This is a genomic window from Bdellovibrionales bacterium (assembly GCA_016714165.1).
Lineage (GTDB): Bacteria > Bdellovibrionota > Bdellovibrionia > Bdellovibrionales > UBA1609 > JADJVA01.
This window is the reverse complement of record JADJNU010000001.1, coordinates 309906-329664: the sequence shown is the minus strand read 5'-3', so window position 1 is coordinate 329664 and position 19759 is coordinate 309906. Positions and strand designations below refer to the sequence as shown.

The following is a 19759-nucleotide window of genomic DNA, read 5'->3' as shown; positions in this document are numbered from 1 at the left end:
GCTTTGCCGTTTTCTCCAATTTCTAATTTTCTATTGAAATCATTTGGGGCATTATGCCTCAGTTATCTGCAGCAACTCAGCCTGGTCCATCGCTTTAAAGAAAAGTCGGCAAACCGAAAAGGCCGACTCGATTTTCACTTTGTTCAAGAATGCCCGCTATATTTTTTTGATCCAGGGTGTTTACATAATTGGCAAATCTAAATAGGTTGAGACGATAAGGTAAAAGAAAGGCAAACTGTGACGATTCAAAATATTTGCGATCTAAATCCTTCACAAGGAGCCTCCGGTTCTCCGCACCTGGTATCGATTGTCGGGGCAGGTCCAGGTGACATCGAGCTGTTGACCATCAAGGCATACCGACGTCTTCGTTCGGCACAGGTCATTCTCTACGACAACCTGGTCAACAAGGAGATTCTGAGTATCGCTCCGACCGAGACTCAGCTTGTCTACGTTGGAAAGGAATGTGGGAAACACGAGATGTCGCAGTCAGATATCAATAGAACCTTGATTCAATACTCTCGAACCCACAAATATATAGTCCGCCTCAAAGGGGGCGATCCCTTTGTCTTCGGCAGAGGTGCTGAGGAGGCTCAATCTTTGGTCGAGGCTGGCATATCATTTGAAATCGTCCCCGGAATCAGCAGTTCCATCGCCGCGGCCGCCTATGCTGGAATACCTGTGACTCACCGCGAGCTGGCATCTTCCTTTGCGGTCATCACAGGACACGAGGATCCCACAAAGGAAACATCATCCATTCGTTGGAGTTCTCTCGGTGGAATTGATACCTTGGTATTTCTGATGGCCGTCGGCAACCGTGCAGCCATTGCTTCTCAATTAATCAAATCAGGACGACAATCAGATGAACCCGTTGCCTTCGTAGAATCTGGAACAACCAAAAACCAGCGAGTCACAAGATCGACTCTGGGCGAGGTTCGAGACAGACCTCCTAATATCAAATCTCCTGCCGTTATGATCGTCGGAGGCGTTGCCGACCTCAATCTATCTTGGTTTCTGCCTCATGATTCCAACTCTTCTTTTCTCCGTCCCTCTTCGTCAATAGGGTCTGGACCAATTGAGAAACCTGTTGAGCTCGCTCGATAAATGTGGAGGGACCCGATACTTTTTGCTTTTCTCGAAAGGAGCTCACAGTTTTGATCATGGACTCGAGATCTTCAGGCAAAACCGCCTCCAGGCGCTTGCGAATTTGTACCGCCAAACCCGGTGCCTTACCACCTGTTGTGAGGCCAATAGTCATGTCTCCTCTGAGGATTAAAGAGGGAAAAATAAAACTGCAAAAGGCCGGACTGTCCACACTGTTGCATGGGATATTGCGTTTGCTACAGATATCGAATATTTGCTTTTGCAGACTGAGGTCATCGGCCGCAACAATGACGATATCGATCCCCTCAATGTCTGTGACCAGAAACTCACGTCGAAATACCTCTGGTTCTTTGAGGCACAGGGCAAGTTCATTTTCGAAGTCGGGACAAAACTCCTTGGCCACAATTTTAAGTTTCGGAGCGAAGGGATTTAGCTTTTCAAGTTTTCGGGTCGCAACAATACCCGCACCTACGATCAAGATTCGTTTTGTTGAAAGATCAATAAAAAGAGGAAAATATGACATTGCCTACACATATTTTACGGATCTATTGAATGCAATCAATATATGTATTTGTGTAGTATGTCTGTGTGAGACTTAACTTAATATGTATGCGTGAGAGCTAAATTGTGAGAGGACTTAAAAGTGAAGCGAGCGATTGCATGAATTCATCCGTCCCAACAAAATGGACTCCCCTTCAAATTCAGCTATTGGATCAGTATCAAAGAGGATTTCCAATTTGCGAAAGACCATATTTGAAAATTGCGAGTGAGCTTGGCGTCACCGAAGAACTTGTCATCTCGGAGCTACAATACCTCAAAAGGAAAGGGGCCATCAGCCGAATTGGTCCTGTGTTTCGCCCACATGCGCTAGGAACTAGCACTCTCGCCGCAATGATGATTGATCCAGACAAACTTGAAAGTCTGGCCCATTTTGTCAGCGGATTTCAAGAAGTGAATCACAATTATGAGCGCTCAGACAAAATGAATTTATGGTTTGTCGTGACTGCACAAAATGAAGCGAAGCTTCTCGAAGTCTTAAGGGAGATCGAATTGAGAACGCAAATCCCCGTCCATGATTTGAGGCTACTAGAGGAGTATCGCATTGATTTGGGCTTTGATTTAGCCCACTGGCTCAAGGGGAGATCAGAGTGAACAAAATGGATCGAATCCTCCAACGTCTCGAATCTGGAATCCCCATAGACCCAGAACCTTTCAAAACTATTGCCGCAGACTGCAACGCGACGGTCAGTGAAGTTCTGGCCGTAATTCAAGACCTTGAATCACAAAACTCCATTCGACGATTCGGAGTCGTCGTGAACCACAAGGCCATTGGCTTTGAGTCCAATGCCATGTGCGTCTGGGATGTGCCAGACACAAAAGTAAGTGAAATTGGAAAAAAAATGAAATCCTACGAGTTCGTTACACTCTGTTATCGGCGAAAGCGCTCCCTGCCTGCTTGGCCCTACAATCTCTACTGCATGATCCATGGACAAGACCAGGATATGGTTTTGTCTCAGTACCGTATCATCAAAAATGAACTACGTTTAGGCGACATCGCAAGCAAGATACTGTTCAGCACAAAGACCTTTAAACAGAGAGGTGCCAAATATATGCCGCTCACTAAGGACCAAGAATCTTCTCTCCTCAACAAACTACAAGATGGGCTTTCGATAGAGGAGAGTCCATTTCTTCAGCTCGCCAATGATTTCAATTTGTCTGAAAGCGAACTTCTTTCTATCATTGAAAAGAAACTTCTCGACGGCTCTCTGACAAGATTCGGTCCCATGTTCAATGTTGAAAAATTTGGCGGAGAATTCACTTTGGTCGCCATGAAGGTTCCGGAAGCTCAGTTTGAAGAAGTCACAAAGCTCGTCAATGCCCACGTCGAGGTGGCTCACAATTACCGACGAGAACATGCCCTCAACATGTGGTTTGTCACGGCAACGGACTCAAAAAGGGCCACGGAAGAAGTTCTTAAAACTATCGAATCTGAAACGGGTTTGAAAACATTTGCGATGCCAAAACTCGAAGAATATTTTCTGGATTTAAGGTTTAAATTATGATGTTCAAGCTCACTGAATTGGATAACAAAATCATCAAGTGCACCGAACGCGGATTGCCACTGACTGTAAGACCCTTTGCAGCCATCGCCTCAGAGGTCGGAGCTTCAGAAGAAGAGGTCATTTCGCGGTTTCGACAAATGAAAGAAGCAGGGGTCATCCGACGAATCGCGGCCGTTCCAAATCATTACAAACTTGGCTTCGTTTCAAACGGCATGACCGTCTGGGATGTTCATGACGACAAGATTTCTGAATTGGGAAAGCGAGTGGGATCGCTGGATTGCGTGAGCCACTGCTACAAAAGACCGCGCCATTTGCCCGATTGGCCCTACAATCTGTTCGCAATGGTGCACGGAAGGAATAAGCTGGAAGTTCAAACTCATGCTGAAAAAATTCTTTCAATTCTCAAACCTTCACTCAACGGCTATGATATTCTATTTAGTTCTGAAATACTAAAAAAGACGGGCTTTCGCAGCCGAAAGGAAATCTGATGTTTCGTATCAGCCAATTCATGAACGAAATCAAGTCTCCCACTCCAGTAAGACCGAAAAGAAACCCTCCCGGGCCCGTTGTCATCTGGAATCTCATTCGCCGCTGCAATCTTGCCTGTCTGCACTGTTACACAAACTCCACTGACCGTGACTATTCGGGTGAGCTCAACACGCAAGAAGTATTCTCTGTCATGGATGATCTCAAGTTTTTCCGAGTGCCCGTCCTGATCCTTTCGGGCGGCGAACCTCTTTTGCGTCCCGACATCTATGATATTTCGGCGCGCGCAAAAAAAATGGGCTTTTACGTTGGACTGTCTACCAATGGCACTTTCATCGACTCCTCCAATATTGATAAAATCGCCGCGCTCAATTTTAACTATGTAGGCATTAGCCTCGATGGAATCGGCGAGACTCATGATCGCTTTCGAAGAAAGACCGGATCCTTTCAAGCCGCACTCGAAGGCATTCGCGTGTGCAAATCAAAAAATCTTAAAGTCGGTATTCGGTTTACTCTCACCCAAGAGAACGCTCAAGATTTGCCCGCTTTGCTGGAGTTTCAAAAAGCTGAGCACATTGATAAATTTTATCTGTCCCACCTCAATTACTCAGGTCGAGGAAAATTGAATCGTGGGCGGGATGCCCACTTTGAAATAACAAAATGGGCATTGGATCTCTTGTTTAAAGAGGCTTGGCAATCTGCACAGCGCGAGGACGAACGAGAATTTGTGACTGGCAATAACGATGCCGATGGTGTCTACCTGTTGTTTTGGGTTCGCAATAATTTTCCAGAGATGGAAAACCACATTCGAGCCAAGCTCGCCCAATGGGGTGGCAACTCATCAGGAGTGAATATCGCCAATATCGACAATCTCGGCAATGTCCATCCTGACTCCTTCTGGTGGGACTACACTTTGGGCAATATTCGAGAGCGTCCTTTTTCGCAAATTTGGACCGATCTCTCTGATCCACTGATGAAGGGCCTCAAGGCCGAGCAAAGACAGATCAGCGGTCGCTGTGGGCAGTGCTCTTTCTTTGACGTTTGCAATGGAAACACCAGGGTTCGCGCATATCAAGTCCACAAAGACGCCTGGGCCGAGGACCCCGGCTGTTACCTCGATGACAACGAACTTGGCCTCACAGAAGAGAAGAAGATTCTGTCTCTTTAACAAGGCCAAGTCCCACCGAATCAAATATTTCCTGAAACTCTGTTCTTCAAGGTGCCTATTGTGGATATCCGCTGGCTAGACTGCGACAGGAGCGATGACTAACTTCCCCTTCTGCTGCCGCCGCCACATTTTGAGACCCCGTAAGAGGATCTGGAAGGAGAGTATCAGGAATGGTGTATTTCACCCAAGAACCTACGACTGCCTCTTGGTTGATGGAATATGGCAATGCATAACCAGAAATAGCAGAAACACCTCCAGATGAAACTGCCACAGGGCCTAAAATAGCAACCTCTCCCGTTTCATTCGTCACAACATTATTAGCCTTGGCCAAAAGATTCAGTTTGAATTCGAAAGGAGGGTCCATCTCCGAAACCTGACTTCGTCGTTCAATAGTCAACTCAAGCGACTGCTGCGGACCGGCCATCCTTCTCCCTGCGATCCCACCCTTGAGTCGAAGATCGAGTCCAAGCGATTCAGATACTAAGGAAATATCAAGCTTGCCCTCTAAGGCTTCCTTGGTTGGAATCCGAAAATTTACAACTTCCTCACTATTTGGCTGACCTGGGTCACTGGCACTGGGTCCAGAAAGTGTCACAGGAAGATTAAAGTACTGTTTCAAACCGGGAGGCAGACGGCTCTCACCATGGCGTTTGAAATGATATCTCAAAACGGCCTCTCGATGTGATTCAGGCCAGTCTGCTGCCATTGATTCACTTATTGCTTGGCTCAATTGAAATAAAAAATTTTCATATGGCTGACTGATAATCCTACTGCCCAACTTCACATGCGAAAGCAGCGACGACCCCTCTAACTCGGGAGGTAAAGAAAATCGAAGGACCGAAATCTCCTTGCGATTTGTTCGAGTTAAGAAATCGTTTAGATCTCCATATCGGGCATCGTTCGCACCCTCGAGGAATTCAAGAGCACCATCATTGTTGCGCGTGAAGAAAACTGAATGGTAGTATACCACCCTTCGATTCGATTTTCCGCTAAAGTCATATCCCACAGGAACTAACTCAATCAACCTAAAGCGGCTCGCCCGTTTGGAATACCCAACCTGAACAACCCAACCCGGATACAGCTCTTCCATACGTTCCCGCAAACGATTCAGCTTCTCCAAACGAGCCAAATTCGATTTCTCGATTGAATCGGGCAGAAGCAACTGAGGAGCAGGAGGAGCAGAAGGAATGTGGCCCTCGGTATAAACAACATCGCTTTCCCATTCGAAAGGCCCATCCAAATTCAACTCGCTGAGGACTCCACGCAGAACCCCCTCACGTCTCATGTCTCCTTGCGTGAGGACAACCATCAATTTTTCTACATGAGGCGGGATACTCTCGACTAAATAATATGTTCGGTATTCTTTAAGGGAGTCGATGAAATCCGCGCTGGCAGCCCAAGAGAAAAAACCCACGAAAATAATCAAAAAAACCTGCATAACAAAGCTCCCTTTGGAATTCCGTTGGTAATGCTTCAGTAAAATATCCGGTCTAGTTAAGGCTTTGCCATGCGCACGTCAAGGAAAGATAATTTCGGGATTTTGATTTTGGCGAGGTTAACATTTTTTGTCTATTTTTCATTCTAAAATGAGATTTTTTCCATCGCTGGCAGATCGCAATTACAGAAGAGCCTTTTCAATGTTAACAACATGATTCATGATTCGCCATTCAAAATCAAAACAGCAAGGGCGTGAAATGGCGACCAAGGAGAAAAAGTGAAACCATGTCTTTTTGTCGTGTCTCTGGTTCTTAAGCCTTTGCTTGCAGCTGTATTCTTCCTTTCATTTAATTCGGGCGTCCTCGCGGCTGATCAGGTCAGTGAAAATTCTGGCCGTCTTTCTTGTCACGATCTCGTGCGAAAAGCCACCCAGTATTCTGGGGAAAAGTCAGGATTTTACGTTCATTTGGCTGTGACTCCTCCTGTGCAGTTGGATTCGGGCATGTGGAGTTTCACAATTGATTGGAATAAAGAGGAAAGAAAGATTGAACTTCCAAGCATCCTTTTCGACAGCTTGCGGGGGGATCCAAATCTTCGAATTATTGTCCTTGCCGGAAATACCCTCTATGAAAACACCCGCCACAATCTTGGATTTCATTTTGGTGACTACCTCATCGAGCACGCTGGCGCCGTCGGAGCCACCCAAAACTCTCAGAGCCGAGTAAACGAGAGATATCGGGTTTTCGAAAGACTGAATATCATCTATGATGATCGTTCGGCTAGATCCGGAGAACGATGGCTTTTTTCTGAACCAGGAACTTTCCGCACACCTCAAATGGAGATATTCATTCTCGCTTTACCGCACGCACAGAGAATCGCAATCTTGCGCCCCATAGGAGATTACAATGAGATCGGCGACGTCGTTGCCCCTGTGCTTGACGTGACGGGTGTACCGATTAGCCAGGTTTTACTGGTACACGACGATCTTCGAGAGACGGAAGGCTCCCTCTCGTTTTATGCAGGCCCTCAAGATCCAAGGGAAATAATGCCATATTTTCTGTTAACAGGGCACTCTCATTCGGAATTATCTCGAAGGTGTTAGATCGAATAAGAGAAGACAAAACTTTTGGTCCGTATTTTAATTTCGCCAATCCCAATCTCGTTGAAATGAATCTTAAGCTCAAACAGATGGCCTCGCTACGAGAAGGCACGACAGCGTTTAGAAATTTGAATACAATACTCATTCCGATTCAAAATTTCCTCAAGAGACTCGTTCAAACTGATACCACGAAAATTCTATTAGAACTTGGAGGCGGAGCTGAACTCAAAGTTCTAAAACGCGAAAGAGCAGAATTACAACAGCGCTCCGCCGAAAGTTCTGAAGAAACCAGACCAGAAATTGGTGAGAGATTGGCAGCTCTTCAAACCCGTATACAGGACATTGAAAGCAAAATGGCGACATTGAAGAAGGACTTAGATACGGAGTACCAAGCACTCAAAGTGGATATTGAAAGGATCGTGCGCGAAGGACTCTCCTATCACCGTCTGGCAATTGGTACGGGTGCACCAGAGGGCATGACTGATTTTGTGGATTTTGTTCTGGGGAACTTCCCGCCTGAGAAATTTGATACAAGCTTTTGGGAAGTGGCCTGGAAGAAAGTTTCCGAATATCTTCAGCAACTTCAATAAGGCGGGCCGAGCCAAGAGCTGAGAATCCCCCCAGCTGGAGTCGGCCTTTTAAATTTTATGTGCACCACTTAAGAAAAGTTTGGTATAGTACGCCATCGCGGCCTATGGGAGGTGCTTATGGCTTGGTTTAAACGAATTGCTCTTTTTATGGCAGTCAATGCCCTGGTGATCTTCACGATCTCTATTGTTCTGAACGTGCTTGGCGTAAAACCCTATCTCACGGCCAGGGGACTCGATTACGAATCTCTCTTGGCATTTTGCCTGATCTGGGGTATGGGCGGAGCTTTTATATCCCTCGCTCTTTCTAGAATCATGGCCAAGTGGATGATGGGAGTTAAGGTCATTCCACCTGATACTCGAGATTCTGAACTTCGAGATTTGGTCCAAATGGTTCATGAGCTTTCCAGGGCAGCCAGCCTTCCGGTCATGCCAGAAGTTGGGGTATATGACTCCCCCGAAGTCAATGCCTTTGCCACTGGTCCGAGTAAATCCCGCTCATTGGTTGCGGTATCCAGTGGTCTCCTTCACCGCATGAAGAGAAATGAAGTCAAAGGAGTCCTCGGCCATGAAGTGGCCCACATCGCCAACGGAGACATGGTCACCATGACACTCATCCAAGGTATTGTGAACGCCTTTGTCATGTTCTTGGCTCGCGTGATTGCTTATGCACTCACAATGGCGCGCGGACAAGACAGCGATGATCGTCAAGGGGGGACACCCATGTCCTATTACCTTGTCCAATTTGCACTCGAAATGGTTTTTATGGTTCTTGGGTCTATGGTTGTTGCTTGGTTTTCTAGATACAGGGAGTACCGTGCAGATTCAGGCGGAGCGCGATTGGCTGGACGCGGAAACATGATTCAAGCGCTTGAAGGCCTTAAGCGCACTTTTGATGACGTCGACCCCAACACCCGCCCTGCTATCCAGGCACTTAAAATTTCGAGTCGTCCAGGCGGAATCATGCGCTTCTTTTCAACTCACCCTCCACTCGAGGAAAGAATCGAAAGACTTCAGCGTTCCAGTGTCACTGGGTAGGATGAGGCCGCCAAGCGAAGACCAGGCGTAGGTCTGCTTCTTCACTAATAAAGAAACCAATCACAGGGCCACTATTTTTGGAAGGCCTTTCCGAGAACGGAGAGGCCGACGATCTCAGAGAGAGTCAAAACGCCTCCCATCATAGCTCCCGCAATTCCTGGCCCAGCAATATCAGCCCCGGTGAGGTACAATCCCTTTAACGGCGTTTTTGCTGAAATCCAAGGATTCTCAAACCTATTGACAGAAAGGGGAATGCCGTAGATCGCACCTTGAGGATGTTTGCTATAAGACTTAAAAGTGAGCGGGGTCGCCAATTCGTAAAAATCCACTAAGGATTTGAAACCAGGAAGACTTTTTTCCACAAATTCAAGCAGTCGAAGCGAAATCTGCTCTTTTAAACTTTCATATTCAGCACCACGATTTTTGAGAGGCAAATCCTCCCATTTCTTAAATAGGGATGGGTCCGAAAAGGTCAAAATTTGGGCCGTTGGAACCTTTCCACCTAAATCGACATTTGCTGAAAAAGAAAGAAATACCATTGAGGGAGAATGATTCAAAATATCTGCCCGTGACGCCCAAGTTTTGTCGTGATCATAAGAATCAAATAGCCAAAAGATTTGATCCTGAATTCCCAGTTTGCTGGGTGGCTCCTTGAGAGTCAGAAAAAGACAAACACCTGAACAGGGCTCAGGCAATTCTGAAATCCTATCGAGGGTAGAACTCGCGTAAAGTTCTGGGATTAATTTTTGATATGTATTGATCAAACCTATGTTAGAGATCACAACTGAGGATCGAGCTTCGATAAGTTCATTTGTAAAAAGATTCAAGGCTTTAACGCCTATCACTCGATCTCCATCAAGAAGAAGATCTTTGACTTCATGGCGAACACGAACATCTCCCCCTCCTCCCTTTACAATGCTCGCTACGGCCTGAGGAATCGCCTGGGAAGAACCAACAGGGTAATAAGCTCCGTTTAGATAGTGAGTAAAAACAAGAGCATTCATAAAAAATGGACTTTGACCCGAAGGCAGGCCATAATCGCCCCATTGAGAATCAAGAACGGCTCTCAGCTCCTTGGAAAACTTTCTCTTTCCAAAATATTCTGAGGTTTTTCCAAACGCCAAATGATAACCCCAAAAAAGAAGGTATTGTAAAACCAACTGAAGAGCACGAGGAAACCGTTTGGCCATATGAAAAAAGTTGGCCCATTTTGTTGCGCGGTAAACATCCACAAAGTATGTACTTATTTTATCGGCTTCGGAGGGGAACAATTCCACCAACTGAGATTTAAATTGGTCAGACGATGAGGGTACCGCAATCTTCAGACCAGGATATATAAACCATTGGTGGGGATCCGAAAGCTTTTTCCATTGCACCTTGCCACCAGTGACTCGATTCATTACTTTCTGCAAAGAACTCTTCTCACCCATTTGCCCGACATAATGAAGTCCAACATCCCAAGAAACGCGGGTGTCACGAACGGATCTTGAAAATGAATGAGTATAGCCTCCAATCTTAGAATGACTCTCCAAGATCAACACTTTCTTTCCATAAAACTGAGTTAGGAGACTTGCGCAAGTAAGCCCTCCCATGCCTGAGCCAACAACAATGACGTCAAAATAATCTTCTTTTCCGGACTTTGCCTCCGCCATATCACCCTTTCCCCTCTAAGAATAAAATTAGGACTGAATTGTCCTCAAAGGTACCACCGAAAGAAGCGCTTAGCTACCCCCCAAAACCTCAACTAAGCCTTTCCTTTCTCTATCTGAAAGACGCTGAAACGTTTTCATTTCAGTAATCTGGCCAATTGCTCGATTGAGATCATTCAATCTTTTTCCCCTCACATTAGAAGCTTCAAGTGAGCCATGACAGGTCTTACAACTGGTCCCATAGAGAGCGGTCGCCTCGCTCCGGAGAGAGGAGCCGTCCGATGAATTCGCAAGTCCACCCGATTTTCCATCAATATCAACGACCAAATTTTCAATTCCATTAAAGAGGGGTTCAAGTTCATTTGATGAAAAGGAATCCTTTCTGCTGACAGTCAATCTAGAGGTCATAAGAATGACTTCACCTAAAGAGTTGGTGATATAGAGCTCGACTTCTAGAAGCCCTTCAGAAGGACAAATGAGTTCAATTGCATTATTATGATCTTGGTAATTCTTTTGCCCACAACCGGAGATGATCCCGGCAAACTTATGAATCCACACGTAAACTGATTCTGGAGGGAAAATCTGAGGATTTACGTAAACAACGATTGGGAGTTCACTCGATAGTACACGATTCATTTGCCAGATTTTTCGAGCAGATGGAGATTGGCCGGTGCTATTTTGTTCAAGAACATTTGAATTTATCTGGTTACCTTCATGAACCGATCCGCAATTTTGAAAATTTAAAATAAAAAAGACGCAAGAAAACAGAAAGATAAGCTTACTGATTTTCAATGGTTGATCCATCAAAAAATCCCACCTCTCCCAATTCCCTTAATGTTCTTTGGTGATCCGAAGCTTGACCTAGAAATTCCAAACTTATTCAAAACATCAACTAACAAAGAGGAATAGGGTTTATCTTCAGGCGCAGTCTGTCCTCCCGCAAGAACACCAACGTCTTTTCCATTCCAAGAAGAATTGCTTCCATCAATAACAAAAACTGGCGCTTCTGAGGCTGTGTGCGTGTTTCCATCGTTCTGCTCGCCTCCAACCAAGATCAAGGTTTTTTCAAAAATGCCATATTTTTTAAGTTCATTTACCAAGTGCACGATATTTTTTGTTACGGAATCCATATAGTCTCTTAGCCCATTGCCGTGATTGACGATATCTTGGAGAGTTTGGCCGTCTCTTCCAACATCTTGGCTCGTAATATAGTGTTGATTTCCATGATTGACTTCTAGGCAAAGAGACATGGTTGCCGAATTAGTCAATCCAGCTTTAAATGATAGAGCCAACAAAGTATTCAATCCTTGAACCTTTTGCTCGTAAACTGTTCGATCACTGGTGGAGGGGTTTGCGGTGGTCACTGTGGGACCTGACCAATCACATAGAGCCGGCTTGCTATTTTGATAGTTCAAACCGCTCTGCAAACCCTCGAGATCCTTGTTCAGTTTGGATATTTCGGATTTAAAATCCTCGATATACCGATCATAAGCTCCGGCATATCTCCTGTTGAGCTTAAAATGTTGAGAGTATCGGTCCTTGACACGATCCATAAGAATGATTTTTTCATTGGCTTGTTTAATTTGTGCTTCAATGACCTTGGGGTCCGAATTATAAGTCTCGCACCGCGCGCGAGCGGTTAATTGCTTAAGAAGTGCTCCGGAATCAAAAGTTGGATAATGAGCATTTCTTGGATCTCTCCAGGAAATTGCATTAAAAAAATGAGGCGCTTCAGCCCCATTAAACCCAGCCCTGTGATTATACCCAACGGCTAAGGGCGTCTGGCCGGCACTTTCTGCAATCAGCCAATCAATGGACTTTGTGCCGTCAGGGGCCGCAGTGGTATTGTTGTCCCCTACAAGGAGATCATAATCCGAAGCTCCTCGTGACGGAAAGCCCGTCAAAAAACCCCCCTGGGCTTGAAAGTGTCCAACCGCCTCAGTTCCGGCCTCCATCCTATAGGTGAGACCCCTGGGCACAAATACATTGGCTTTAATTGAATCAAGTCCGCTCAGACTTCCATAACCATTGAAAATCCAATTTCCGTAGCCGTTGAAAAAACCTCCATGCAAATCACTGGTATCTTTTACGGTTTTATTGAGTGCCAGTGTGTGAGCCATCACTCCAATAAAATATTGATGAGATCCGCCCGCAGCGAAAGCTTTCGTTAAATCAAGGACATGGGGCAAACAATAAGCATACCCCGCGCTTTTTAACATCCACAACATAAACTCTTTGCGAGATAATTTTCTCTCTGTGCTCATATTGATTCCTACTTCAGTATTTTGAATCTCTTGCTTACTTCATCTGAATTTAACAAACTTTCCAAATACATGTCCTTGCCAACTGCAACTAACTTACGAACGGCCTCCGCTAGCTCAGCTGAATTTGGAGTACGACCAGCCAATGAACGATAGGATCGCCCCGCAAATTGCTCCTGGCTCAGACCTAGATTATTCATCTCAGCGCTGAGGAGAATACCTTTGATCACTGGCAACATTCCAGATTTGAGGTAAACTTGAAACCAAGTCTCAAAACCTTCAGAATCAGGCTCTCTTCCCAAACCATAGCGATAAAGATCTCCAACGAAAACTTCAACCAATTTCATTTTTACCTGTTCAGCAGTCAAAGAACTATTGATAAATCTGCGAGAAGAGAACATTTCAGTTAAAACATCGATAACTGGACGCTCTCTGTTTTGAGAAAAGATATCCTTGGCATCGCAGGGTCCCAGAACCCGGTTGTCTGGCCCATCTCCCAATCCCTTGAGTTGACTGAGAAAGCAACCTCTTAGCTCGCCTGACTCTGAAATAACCTCAACAAGTGAAGACAAATCACTGTATGCCCTATTCAAAAACACACCTTTGCTTAAAATGGGACTGCCGTCGCTAAATTCACCACGAAATTTTCCAAATGGACTTAAGTGCTCTAAAGTGACACCAACAGGATCGATGATCGAGTGACAAGATCTACAATTGGGATTTGATCGGTGCTGCGCGATCGCATCAGCAAAATTTTGATTGGCCGATGCTGATTTTGCTTCTTCGAGCTGTTCAAGGGTCGCAGGCTCTAAAGTTGGCAATTTCATGCAAAGCAGCTTATTTGTGATATTGATGCCTCGATGAACGTAATGAGACTTTACTTGTCCATTAACCACTCTTGAAGAGGACATCGCAAAACTCGGGTGTGTCAGAAGGCTCTCAGGAATTTCTCCCTCTGAGGACGCTGAATAAAAGAGGTCCTTTAAACCTTTTTCAGATACAATGGCCTCTTCAACCTTGCTATAAAAATCATTCATTACAGCTTCCTTGTCGAAGGACTCAGAGCTTGGAATATCCATGTTTTTTAGGCCATCATTCGAGAGCCATTTCTCCCAGAAACGCTTCGAAAATCGACGTGCATTTTTCGGCACACTGAACATCTTTAATAGCTCTGCGCGGAGCGCTTGGGGGTTGCTGCGGACCTCATCCCTTTGATTGACAAGCTCAGAAGACGGAAAGCTTCCAAACAAAGTCATGGATATTTTTGAAATAAATTCGTAGGACGTCAGTTCATTCGAGTAGATCTTAAAATGAAAATCTGGCGAATAAAAATGAGCCTGGCAAAATTTTCAAACGAAATATCCATATTGTTTTCAACAAGCTCACTCATTTCGCTCGAAGAAACAAAACGTCTAAAGATATTTGAAATCTGTAAACTCAGAATACTTGAACGACAACTCTTGTCCAATTCTGCACAAGTGGAACTGGCTTGTTCTGTTAATCTTCTTCCAAAATACTCCACGATAGGAGTTCGATCCAAAATAAAATCCTTAAAATCCTTTAACTCAAGATTTCCATCGAATAGATCTGGAACTACTGGCAGCGCATTGGTCAGTTTCACCAGATCTCCATGGTTCACATTCGGAAATAAGTCTTCAGCAATATTTAAATACTCAGAAGCACCTAATATGTAGACTTTATTTGTACTTTCCTTATTTTCATCAGAACAGGCGTCAAAATTGAATCCTGAAGAAGAAGAAGAAGAAGAAAGACTTTCCTTGTTTTTCAGTGCCTTAAAGGAATCACAGTTAACAAAAAGAAGGGCGATTGAAATACCGGCCAAAATCATTACCGGAAATTTTAGAGATCCGTCTGTTCGCTTCATTGATTCCTTTCTTTGCTCCAGAAATTTCTGAAATAACATCAAATCTCAAAATAGTTGAAAACACTCAAACCCAACCAACACTTCCTCTGCATAGTATGAGCAAAAGTCAGGCCGAAAATGCCCCATTTCCGAAAATACAATTATTTTGAGATCCGGATAAAAAGATCTCAAGTTGAGACACAAACGACTGAACGGAGTTTAGAATTATTATCAAATTGAATCAGCAAAGGGCTATTTGGAACCTAAAAATGAAATCCATTCCGTTGATTGCCTTTCAATTGCCTTTCGAAATTAAAGCGCCTCAAACATCAGATTTGAACAGATTGAATGTATTCAAGCCCGGTCCTTGTTCAGACATTAGACAAACATTGACACCTTGGTCATTTTAAAGACCAGCTTGATAGGACCAGCTTGATAGGACAATATAGCCAAATCTAAACAATTCATTGCCAAACATTGCTCGGATTCGTATCTTTGATACTTTTCTAGAAGGTGAGGATCATTTGCTCATTGAAGAACGGATACAGAAAAAGTTAAACGAGGCCTTTCGGCCCATTCATCTTGAAGTCATCAATGAGAGTTCCAACCACAGCGTACCCGTCGGTTCTGAAACCCATTTTTTAATAGTAGTGGTAAGTAAAGTTTTTGAGAATTTGTCTCGAATTCACCGCCAACGGAAGGTTCATGAGGTTTTGTCTGAGGAGCTCGGCGCAGGGGTTCATGCATTGTCGCAGCGACTGATGAGTCCAACGGAGTGGCAAGTCAACGGAGGAAACATAGTCGGCTCTCCCGCTTGTGAGGGAAACAAAAAGAACAAAAACCAGTGATAAGCCTGATAGACTATAAGCCCAATAAACTATAGGGCAAAATTCCATCGTTTTCGGATTTTCTATTCTATTTTGTTTCAGGCTTTTCTGAACTTCTCGGACAAAATCCGCCGAGCACTGGGTTGTCGCTCCGGAAAGCAACGACAGTATATCCAATCGCAAAAATGAGAAAACCCAGGCTTAACCACTGTCCTCGAGTCAAACCGAGCCATTCAAATCCGATGTGGGCATCTGGCATCCGAAACTGCTCTCCAAAGATTCGCGCTAGGGAATATGCAATTCCAAAAACTCCGCTGATCACTCCGGCCTTTCTAGGTTTGAGCCACAGCAAAGTGAGAACCACCCAGACGAGAAATCCTTCAAAGAAGGCTTGGATGAGCTGAGAAGGATATCGAGGGGTCAGAACATTCTGCAATGCCTGGAGAACCTCTATTTTCCCATTCTGACTTGCCCAAATAATCTTTTCGATAACTGCGTTGACATTTTCGTGAGCCATGGCATCACTGCGGTAGTGATCGACCCATTCAATCCAGCGATCAGCGCTTAAGCTCATCTCGGTTCCGCCCGGATTTTGAATTGATGAGAGGTGGCCCAAGACGGGAACCAAACCTTTCAGTTCTTGAACGTGGTAATTGGCCCAAAAATAGAGTTCGAGGAAATTTGACCGCCCAAGATAAACTCGAGGGAGCATCTCGTCCATAAAGTTCACCGTTGATAAAATTGGCAATTCGGCCTGCCGTAAAGCCAAAAGTGGCCCCATAGGCCGTCAAATCAATCATGTGCATTTTAGAATAGCCGTACTTTTTTGCAAAGAACCAACATGCGATGATCACTCCGGCAATTCCACCATGACTGGCCATGCCGCCCTTATGAACTTCAAGTAATCCCCAAAAAGGGAAGTCTGAAGTGAAGGTCCAAAGCAATTCTGGAGAATAGAACAAACAATATCCCAATCGACCACCAACCAAAACCCCGATGGCACCCCAGGTAATGAAATCTCCCACTTTCTCTGCCGGCAACTCAATGCGCTTGCGTTTTGCAAGGTAAAGAAAGACCAAGTAACTTGCCACAAACCCTAATAAATAAGCCAAACCATACCAGCGGATACCCACCGTCTCTGTAAACTGAATCGCAAAGGGATCAAGATTGTGCACATAGTGAGTTACAGTTTCCATGCGTTTTCACCCATTTTTTTGGTTGTGTCCTCTGTCCACATTCTATAACAATGGAATCTAGAATTTCACGGAGATTTCCAATTTAATGACACGACGGGTAGACCCCCCTTTGTTGATTCTTGCCAGCACTTCAGGCTACCGAAAGAGGCAACTTGAAAGCTGGGAAATTCCCTTCACTGCGATGGCACCTCAGATCGATGAGGAAACACTTAAAATCCAACTCTCCTCTCTCTCGCCTCAGAACCTCTGCTTGGCTCTCGCTAAAGCCAAGGCCAAAAGCCTCGCCGACACTCGGCCAAATGCCATTGTCATTGGCTCCGATCAAATAGCCCTCTTTGAGGGCCAAATTCTTTCAAAGCCAGGATCACCGGAAAAAGCGAAGGCACAACTCGGCCTTCTTGAGGGAAAAACTCATTCGCTGCTGACAGCGCTCCACGTTATATACAATCAGAAAGAAATCTCTTTGGTTGAAGAAGTGCAGGTCACACTCAAGAACCTGAGCTCACAAGAAATCGACTTTTATCTCAGTTGGGAGAGACCTTTTGACTGCGCAGGCTCTTACAAGTTTGAAAAAATGGGTATTTGTATGATCGAATCTCTTAAGGGTCGAGATCCCTCCTCTATCATAGGCCTGCCTCTCATGGGGCTTTCTGAATGCATCGAGAAACTCACGGGAGAAAAGCCCTTTTGTCTTTATCCTCCGCCATCTCAGTCATCAGAAGTATTCTTCTCTCAATCCTCATCACCTAAAGGAGGTCGCCTTGCCTAAGCTTCAATCGACAAAGAATCTAGATTTCATCTCAAGGCCCCGGCGAAATCGAAAGTCGGCGAGTATCCGAGACCTCACTCAGGAGACCTGGCTCAGTCCAAAGAATTTCGTCATGCCACTGTTTTTAACGGAAAAAAATGGAGCTAAGGAGCCAATATTGTCCTTGCCCGGTCAATTTCGGTATGGCCCTGATCTTCTCATTGAGAAGGCTCGCGAAGTTTTAGCCTTAGGCATTCCAGGTATTGCCCTCTTTCCTAAAATTCCAGACCACCTCAAAGACCCTATGGGCAGGGAGTCAGCCAATCCGGATGGTTTGCTCCCGCGAACTGTCAGATCTCTTAAAAAATCCCTACCCGAACTCACAGTGATCACAGACGTCGCAATGGATCCCTATTCCTCCGATGGACATGATGGCATCTTATCCGAAGGAAAGATCCTTAATGATGAGACCCTTTCTGTATTGGGTCAGATGGCTCTTGTGCAGGCTCGCGCAGGGACTGACTACGTGGCTCCCTCTGATATGATGGATGGAAGGGTAGCCTATATACGGGCTATCCTTGACCAAGGCGGTTTTTCTGACGTCGGAATTATCAGCTACTCGGCCAAATACGCTTCCTGTTTTTACGGTCCATTCCGAGACGCACTCGATTCGACTCCGAAGACAGGAGACAAAAAATCCTACCAGATGAATCCTGCCAACCGCCGCGAGGCCCTCCGTGAGATTTGCTTGGATCAAGAGGAAGGAGCTGATCTCATTCTCATCAAGCCAGCTCTCAGCTACCTTGACATTATCTCCTTGGCCAAGGAAGTCTGTGATGTCCCGGTGGCGGCTTACAATGTCAGCGGCGAATACGCCATGATCAAGGCCGCTTCAGAAAAAGGCTGGCTCAATGAAAAGGCGGCTGTGCTCGAAACTCTCCTATCCATCAAGAGAGCTGGAGCTGACGTGATCTTTACTTACTGGGCAATGGATGCTGCTCGGTGGCTGGCCGAACAATAAAAGCCAAAAACTTAAGACGAATTGACAAACTGAAACAGCAAGAACAACGGCACCATTCTTGCTCATATGTGCGGCCATGATCGCATGTTGTGGCCTCGGCCTGCCGCATGATCATGGCTCGGGCATTTTTTTTAAGAAAATGAATAATATTTATGGGAGCCTTCCAATGATCAGCCGTTTTGCGACTTTCGCTTTGATCCTCATCGTGTTTAGCAACTGCGCCAGGAATAATGATACGACCAGCAATGATGGGGCCTGCAGCCAATCATTAGTCGACGATGCTAACGCGATAACAATTGCCCGAATGAATCTTACACCAACTGCAGAGAAATTAAAGCAGAACAGGGTCCTAACAGCCGCACTGGCTGCGGAGCTAAAAGAGAAGCTGACCTCAGTCAATAATGCCTGTGAAAATTTTAAATCCAGACATGCAGGAGTTTTCTGCAGATTGATGAAAAACGACCGGGAAGCGTTTATTTCCAGCTCCGAATTCGATGAAGTCTGCGACCGGGTAAAAACAGCCCTTGAAAAAGAGCTAACTCCCTATACGCCTTCAGCAAATTCTAGCAGTACTCCTCGATATACATCAGTGGCCTCGACTTCATATCCTCTCTTAAATGGACTCAATGGAATCAAAATCAAAGAGACGACCTCAGATTACAAAATAGTCGTTCTGGACTATAAAAAACTTTTATCTCTCGCTAACAAGAACGAGATACTCGTGGAGCAAGGGAAGGTTTATGATTCAGTATCTTCCGGGCCCTATCAATATCATCTGTCATCCAAACAGAAGATGATATGCGACGTCACAAGAGAGGAACCCAGCAGCCAAAAAGGCGAATTGAATCCTAATTCTTCCCCAGAGAGCAATCCGGTACTAAGTGTGATGGACTACTCTGAAACAGTTGTCGATGTCGGTGATGACTCAAGCAGTAAGCAACGTCGTTTTTTGGAGCTTTCATTTAACGAAACGAGTCTCAAGATATATTGCATGAAAGACGAACCCAAGACCGAATACACATGGTCAGAATTACAATATACCTTCTCAAAAATCATTGATGTAAAAAAAATTGAACCTAACACCAGGATTTCCGCAGGCACAACTGAAACTGACAACTTTTAAATGACAGAAAATAAAAAAAGCCGCGCCTCTTTCCTGAAGTGCGGCCCCCCTTTGCTTGGTTGGCTACCCACCCCTCTCTGGGTTGGACCAA

21 protein-coding genes are annotated in these 19759 nt (G+C 45.1%); 12 read left to right on the top strand and 9 right to left on the bottom strand.

The features are described 5' to 3' along the window. Positions 1-297 precede the first annotated feature (297 nt). Complete coding sequence (gene cobA, locus IPJ71_01480; protein MBK7842357.1) at positions 298-1101, top strand: uroporphyrinogen-III C-methyltransferase; 804 nt, start codon at positions 298-300, stop codon at positions 1099-1101. Here cobA and IPJ71_01475 read toward each other — a convergent pair. Beyond that, positions 995-1624, bottom strand: coding sequence for a bifunctional precorrin-2 dehydrogenase/sirohydrochlorin ferrochelatase (locus tag IPJ71_01475; GenBank protein MBK7842356.1), 630 nt, complete (start codon positions 1622-1624; stop codon positions 995-997). The genes cobA and IPJ71_01475 overlap by 107 nt on opposite strands. A gap of 137 nt (positions 1625-1761) precedes the next feature. On the opposite strand from IPJ71_01475, the gene IPJ71_01470 reads away from it, so the two are divergent. Genes IPJ71_01470 through nirJ form a run of 4 tightly spaced genes read left to right on the top strand, consistent with a single transcriptional unit; the run spans position 1762 to position 4818 of the window. Then, on the top strand, positions 1762-2253 hold the full coding sequence (locus IPJ71_01470; protein MBK7842355.1) for an Lrp/AsnC family transcriptional regulator: 492 nt from the start codon (positions 1762-1764) through the stop codon (positions 2251-2253). Further along, entirely contained in the window at positions 2250-3164 is a 915-nt protein-coding gene (locus tag IPJ71_01465; protein MBK7842354.1) for a hypothetical protein, read from the top strand. Before IPJ71_01470 ends, IPJ71_01465 begins: the two co-directional genes overlap by 4 nt. Continuing rightward, positions 3164-3652: an Lrp/AsnC family transcriptional regulator gene (locus tag IPJ71_01460; GenBank protein ID MBK7842353.1), complete on the top strand. Its 489-nt coding sequence runs from the start codon at positions 3164-3166 to the stop codon at positions 3650-3652. Before IPJ71_01465 ends, IPJ71_01460 begins: the two co-directional genes overlap by 1 nt. Continuing rightward, a complete protein-coding gene (gene nirJ / locus IPJ71_01455; protein MBK7842352.1) occupies positions 3652-4818 on the top strand; it encodes a heme d1 biosynthesis radical SAM protein NirJ in 1167 nt (388 codons plus the stop codon). Before IPJ71_01460 ends, nirJ begins: the two co-directional genes overlap by 1 nt. 55 nt (positions 4819-4873) lie before the next feature. Here nirJ and IPJ71_01450 read toward each other — a convergent pair whose 3' ends face one another. Further along, positions 4874-6256, bottom strand: coding sequence for a hypothetical protein (locus tag IPJ71_01450; protein MBK7842351.1), 1383 nt, complete (start codon positions 6254-6256; stop codon positions 4874-4876). Between the two features lie 276 nt (positions 6257-6532). On the opposite strand from IPJ71_01450, the gene IPJ71_01445 reads away from it, so the two are divergent. The 3 genes from IPJ71_01445 (at position 6533) to htpX (ending at position 8979) form a co-directional block, all read left to right on the top strand. Then, positions 6533-7357, top strand: a complete 825-nt coding sequence (locus IPJ71_01445) for a hypothetical protein (GenBank protein ID MBK7842350.1) — start codon at positions 6533-6535, stop codon at positions 7355-7357. After that, positions 7351-7944: a hypothetical protein gene (locus IPJ71_01440; GenBank protein ID MBK7842349.1), complete on the top strand. Its 594-nt coding sequence runs from the start codon at positions 7351-7353 to the stop codon at positions 7942-7944. The genes IPJ71_01445 and IPJ71_01440 overlap by 7 nt, the downstream gene beginning before the upstream one ends. A 117-nt stretch (positions 7945-8061) precedes the next feature. Beyond that, a complete protein-coding gene (gene htpX, locus IPJ71_01435; GenBank protein ID MBK7842348.1) occupies positions 8062-8979 on the top strand; it encodes a protease HtpX in 918 nt (305 codons plus the stop codon). 71 nt (positions 8980-9050) lie between these two features. Here the strand turns inward: htpX and IPJ71_01430 are convergent, their stop codons facing one another. The 5 genes from IPJ71_01430 to IPJ71_01410 all read right to left on the bottom strand — a co-directional run bounded on the left by IPJ71_01430 (position 9051) and on the right by IPJ71_01410 (position 14774). Then, positions 9051-10631 (bottom strand): NAD(P)/FAD-dependent oxidoreductase, encoded by a 1581-nt coding sequence (locus tag IPJ71_01430; protein MBK7842347.1) that lies wholly within the window; start codon positions 10629-10631, stop codon positions 9051-9053. Between the two features lie 69 nt (positions 10632-10700). Further along, the gene (locus IPJ71_01425; protein ID MBK7842346.1) at positions 10701-11432 is read right to left on the bottom strand and encodes a hypothetical protein; all 732 of its coding nucleotides are present in this window, start codon (positions 11430-11432) and stop codon (positions 10701-10703) included. Next, positions 11432-12892: a DUF1552 domain-containing protein gene (locus IPJ71_01420; protein ID MBK7842345.1), complete on the bottom strand. Its 1461-nt coding sequence runs from the start codon at positions 12890-12892 to the stop codon at positions 11432-11434. The genes IPJ71_01425 and IPJ71_01420 overlap by 1 nt, the downstream gene beginning before the upstream one ends. A gap of 8 nt (positions 12893-12900) precedes the next feature. Then, a complete protein-coding gene (locus IPJ71_01415) occupies positions 12901-14145 on the bottom strand; it encodes a DUF1588 domain-containing protein (protein MBK7842344.1) in 1245 nt (414 codons plus the stop codon). A 29-nt stretch (positions 14146-14174) separates the two neighbouring features. Next, positions 14175-14774, bottom strand: coding sequence for a hypothetical protein (locus IPJ71_01410; GenBank protein MBK7842343.1), 600 nt, complete (start codon positions 14772-14774; stop codon positions 14175-14177). A 446-nt stretch (positions 14775-15220) separates the two neighbouring features. Between IPJ71_01410 and IPJ71_01405 the strand changes: the two genes are divergently transcribed. Then, entirely contained in the window at positions 15221-15601 is a 381-nt protein-coding gene (locus IPJ71_01405; protein MBK7842342.1) for a BolA family transcriptional regulator, read from the top strand. Positions 15602-15668: 67 nt separating this feature from the next. On the opposite strand, the gene IPJ71_01400 is transcribed toward IPJ71_01405, so the two are convergent. Both IPJ71_01400 and lgt read right to left on the bottom strand, forming a co-directional pair. Further along, positions 15669-16208 (bottom strand): prolipoprotein diacylglyceryl transferase, encoded by a 540-nt coding sequence (locus tag IPJ71_01400; GenBank protein MBK7842341.1) that lies wholly within the window; start codon positions 16206-16208, stop codon positions 15669-15671. After that, complete coding sequence (gene lgt / locus IPJ71_01395; protein MBK7842340.1) at positions 16138-16776, bottom strand: prolipoprotein diacylglyceryl transferase; 639 nt, start codon at positions 16774-16776, stop codon at positions 16138-16140. Before lgt ends, IPJ71_01400 begins: the two co-directional genes overlap by 71 nt. Before the next feature lie 85 nt (positions 16777-16861). On the opposite strand from lgt, the gene maf reads away from it, so the two are divergent. From maf to IPJ71_01380, 3 genes are all read left to right on the top strand, one after another. Next, complete coding sequence (gene maf / locus IPJ71_01390; protein MBK7842339.1) at positions 16862-17545, top strand: septum formation protein Maf; 684 nt, start codon at positions 16862-16864, stop codon at positions 17543-17545. Then, a complete protein-coding gene (hemB, locus tag IPJ71_01385; protein ID MBK7842338.1) occupies positions 17538-18545 on the top strand; it encodes a porphobilinogen synthase in 1008 nt (335 codons plus the stop codon). The genes maf and hemB overlap by 8 nt, the downstream gene beginning before the upstream one ends. Positions 18546-18711: 166 nt before the next feature. After that, entirely contained in the window at positions 18712-19668 is a 957-nt protein-coding gene (locus IPJ71_01380; protein MBK7842337.1) for a hypothetical protein, read from the top strand. Positions 19669-19759: the final 91 nt, after the last annotated feature.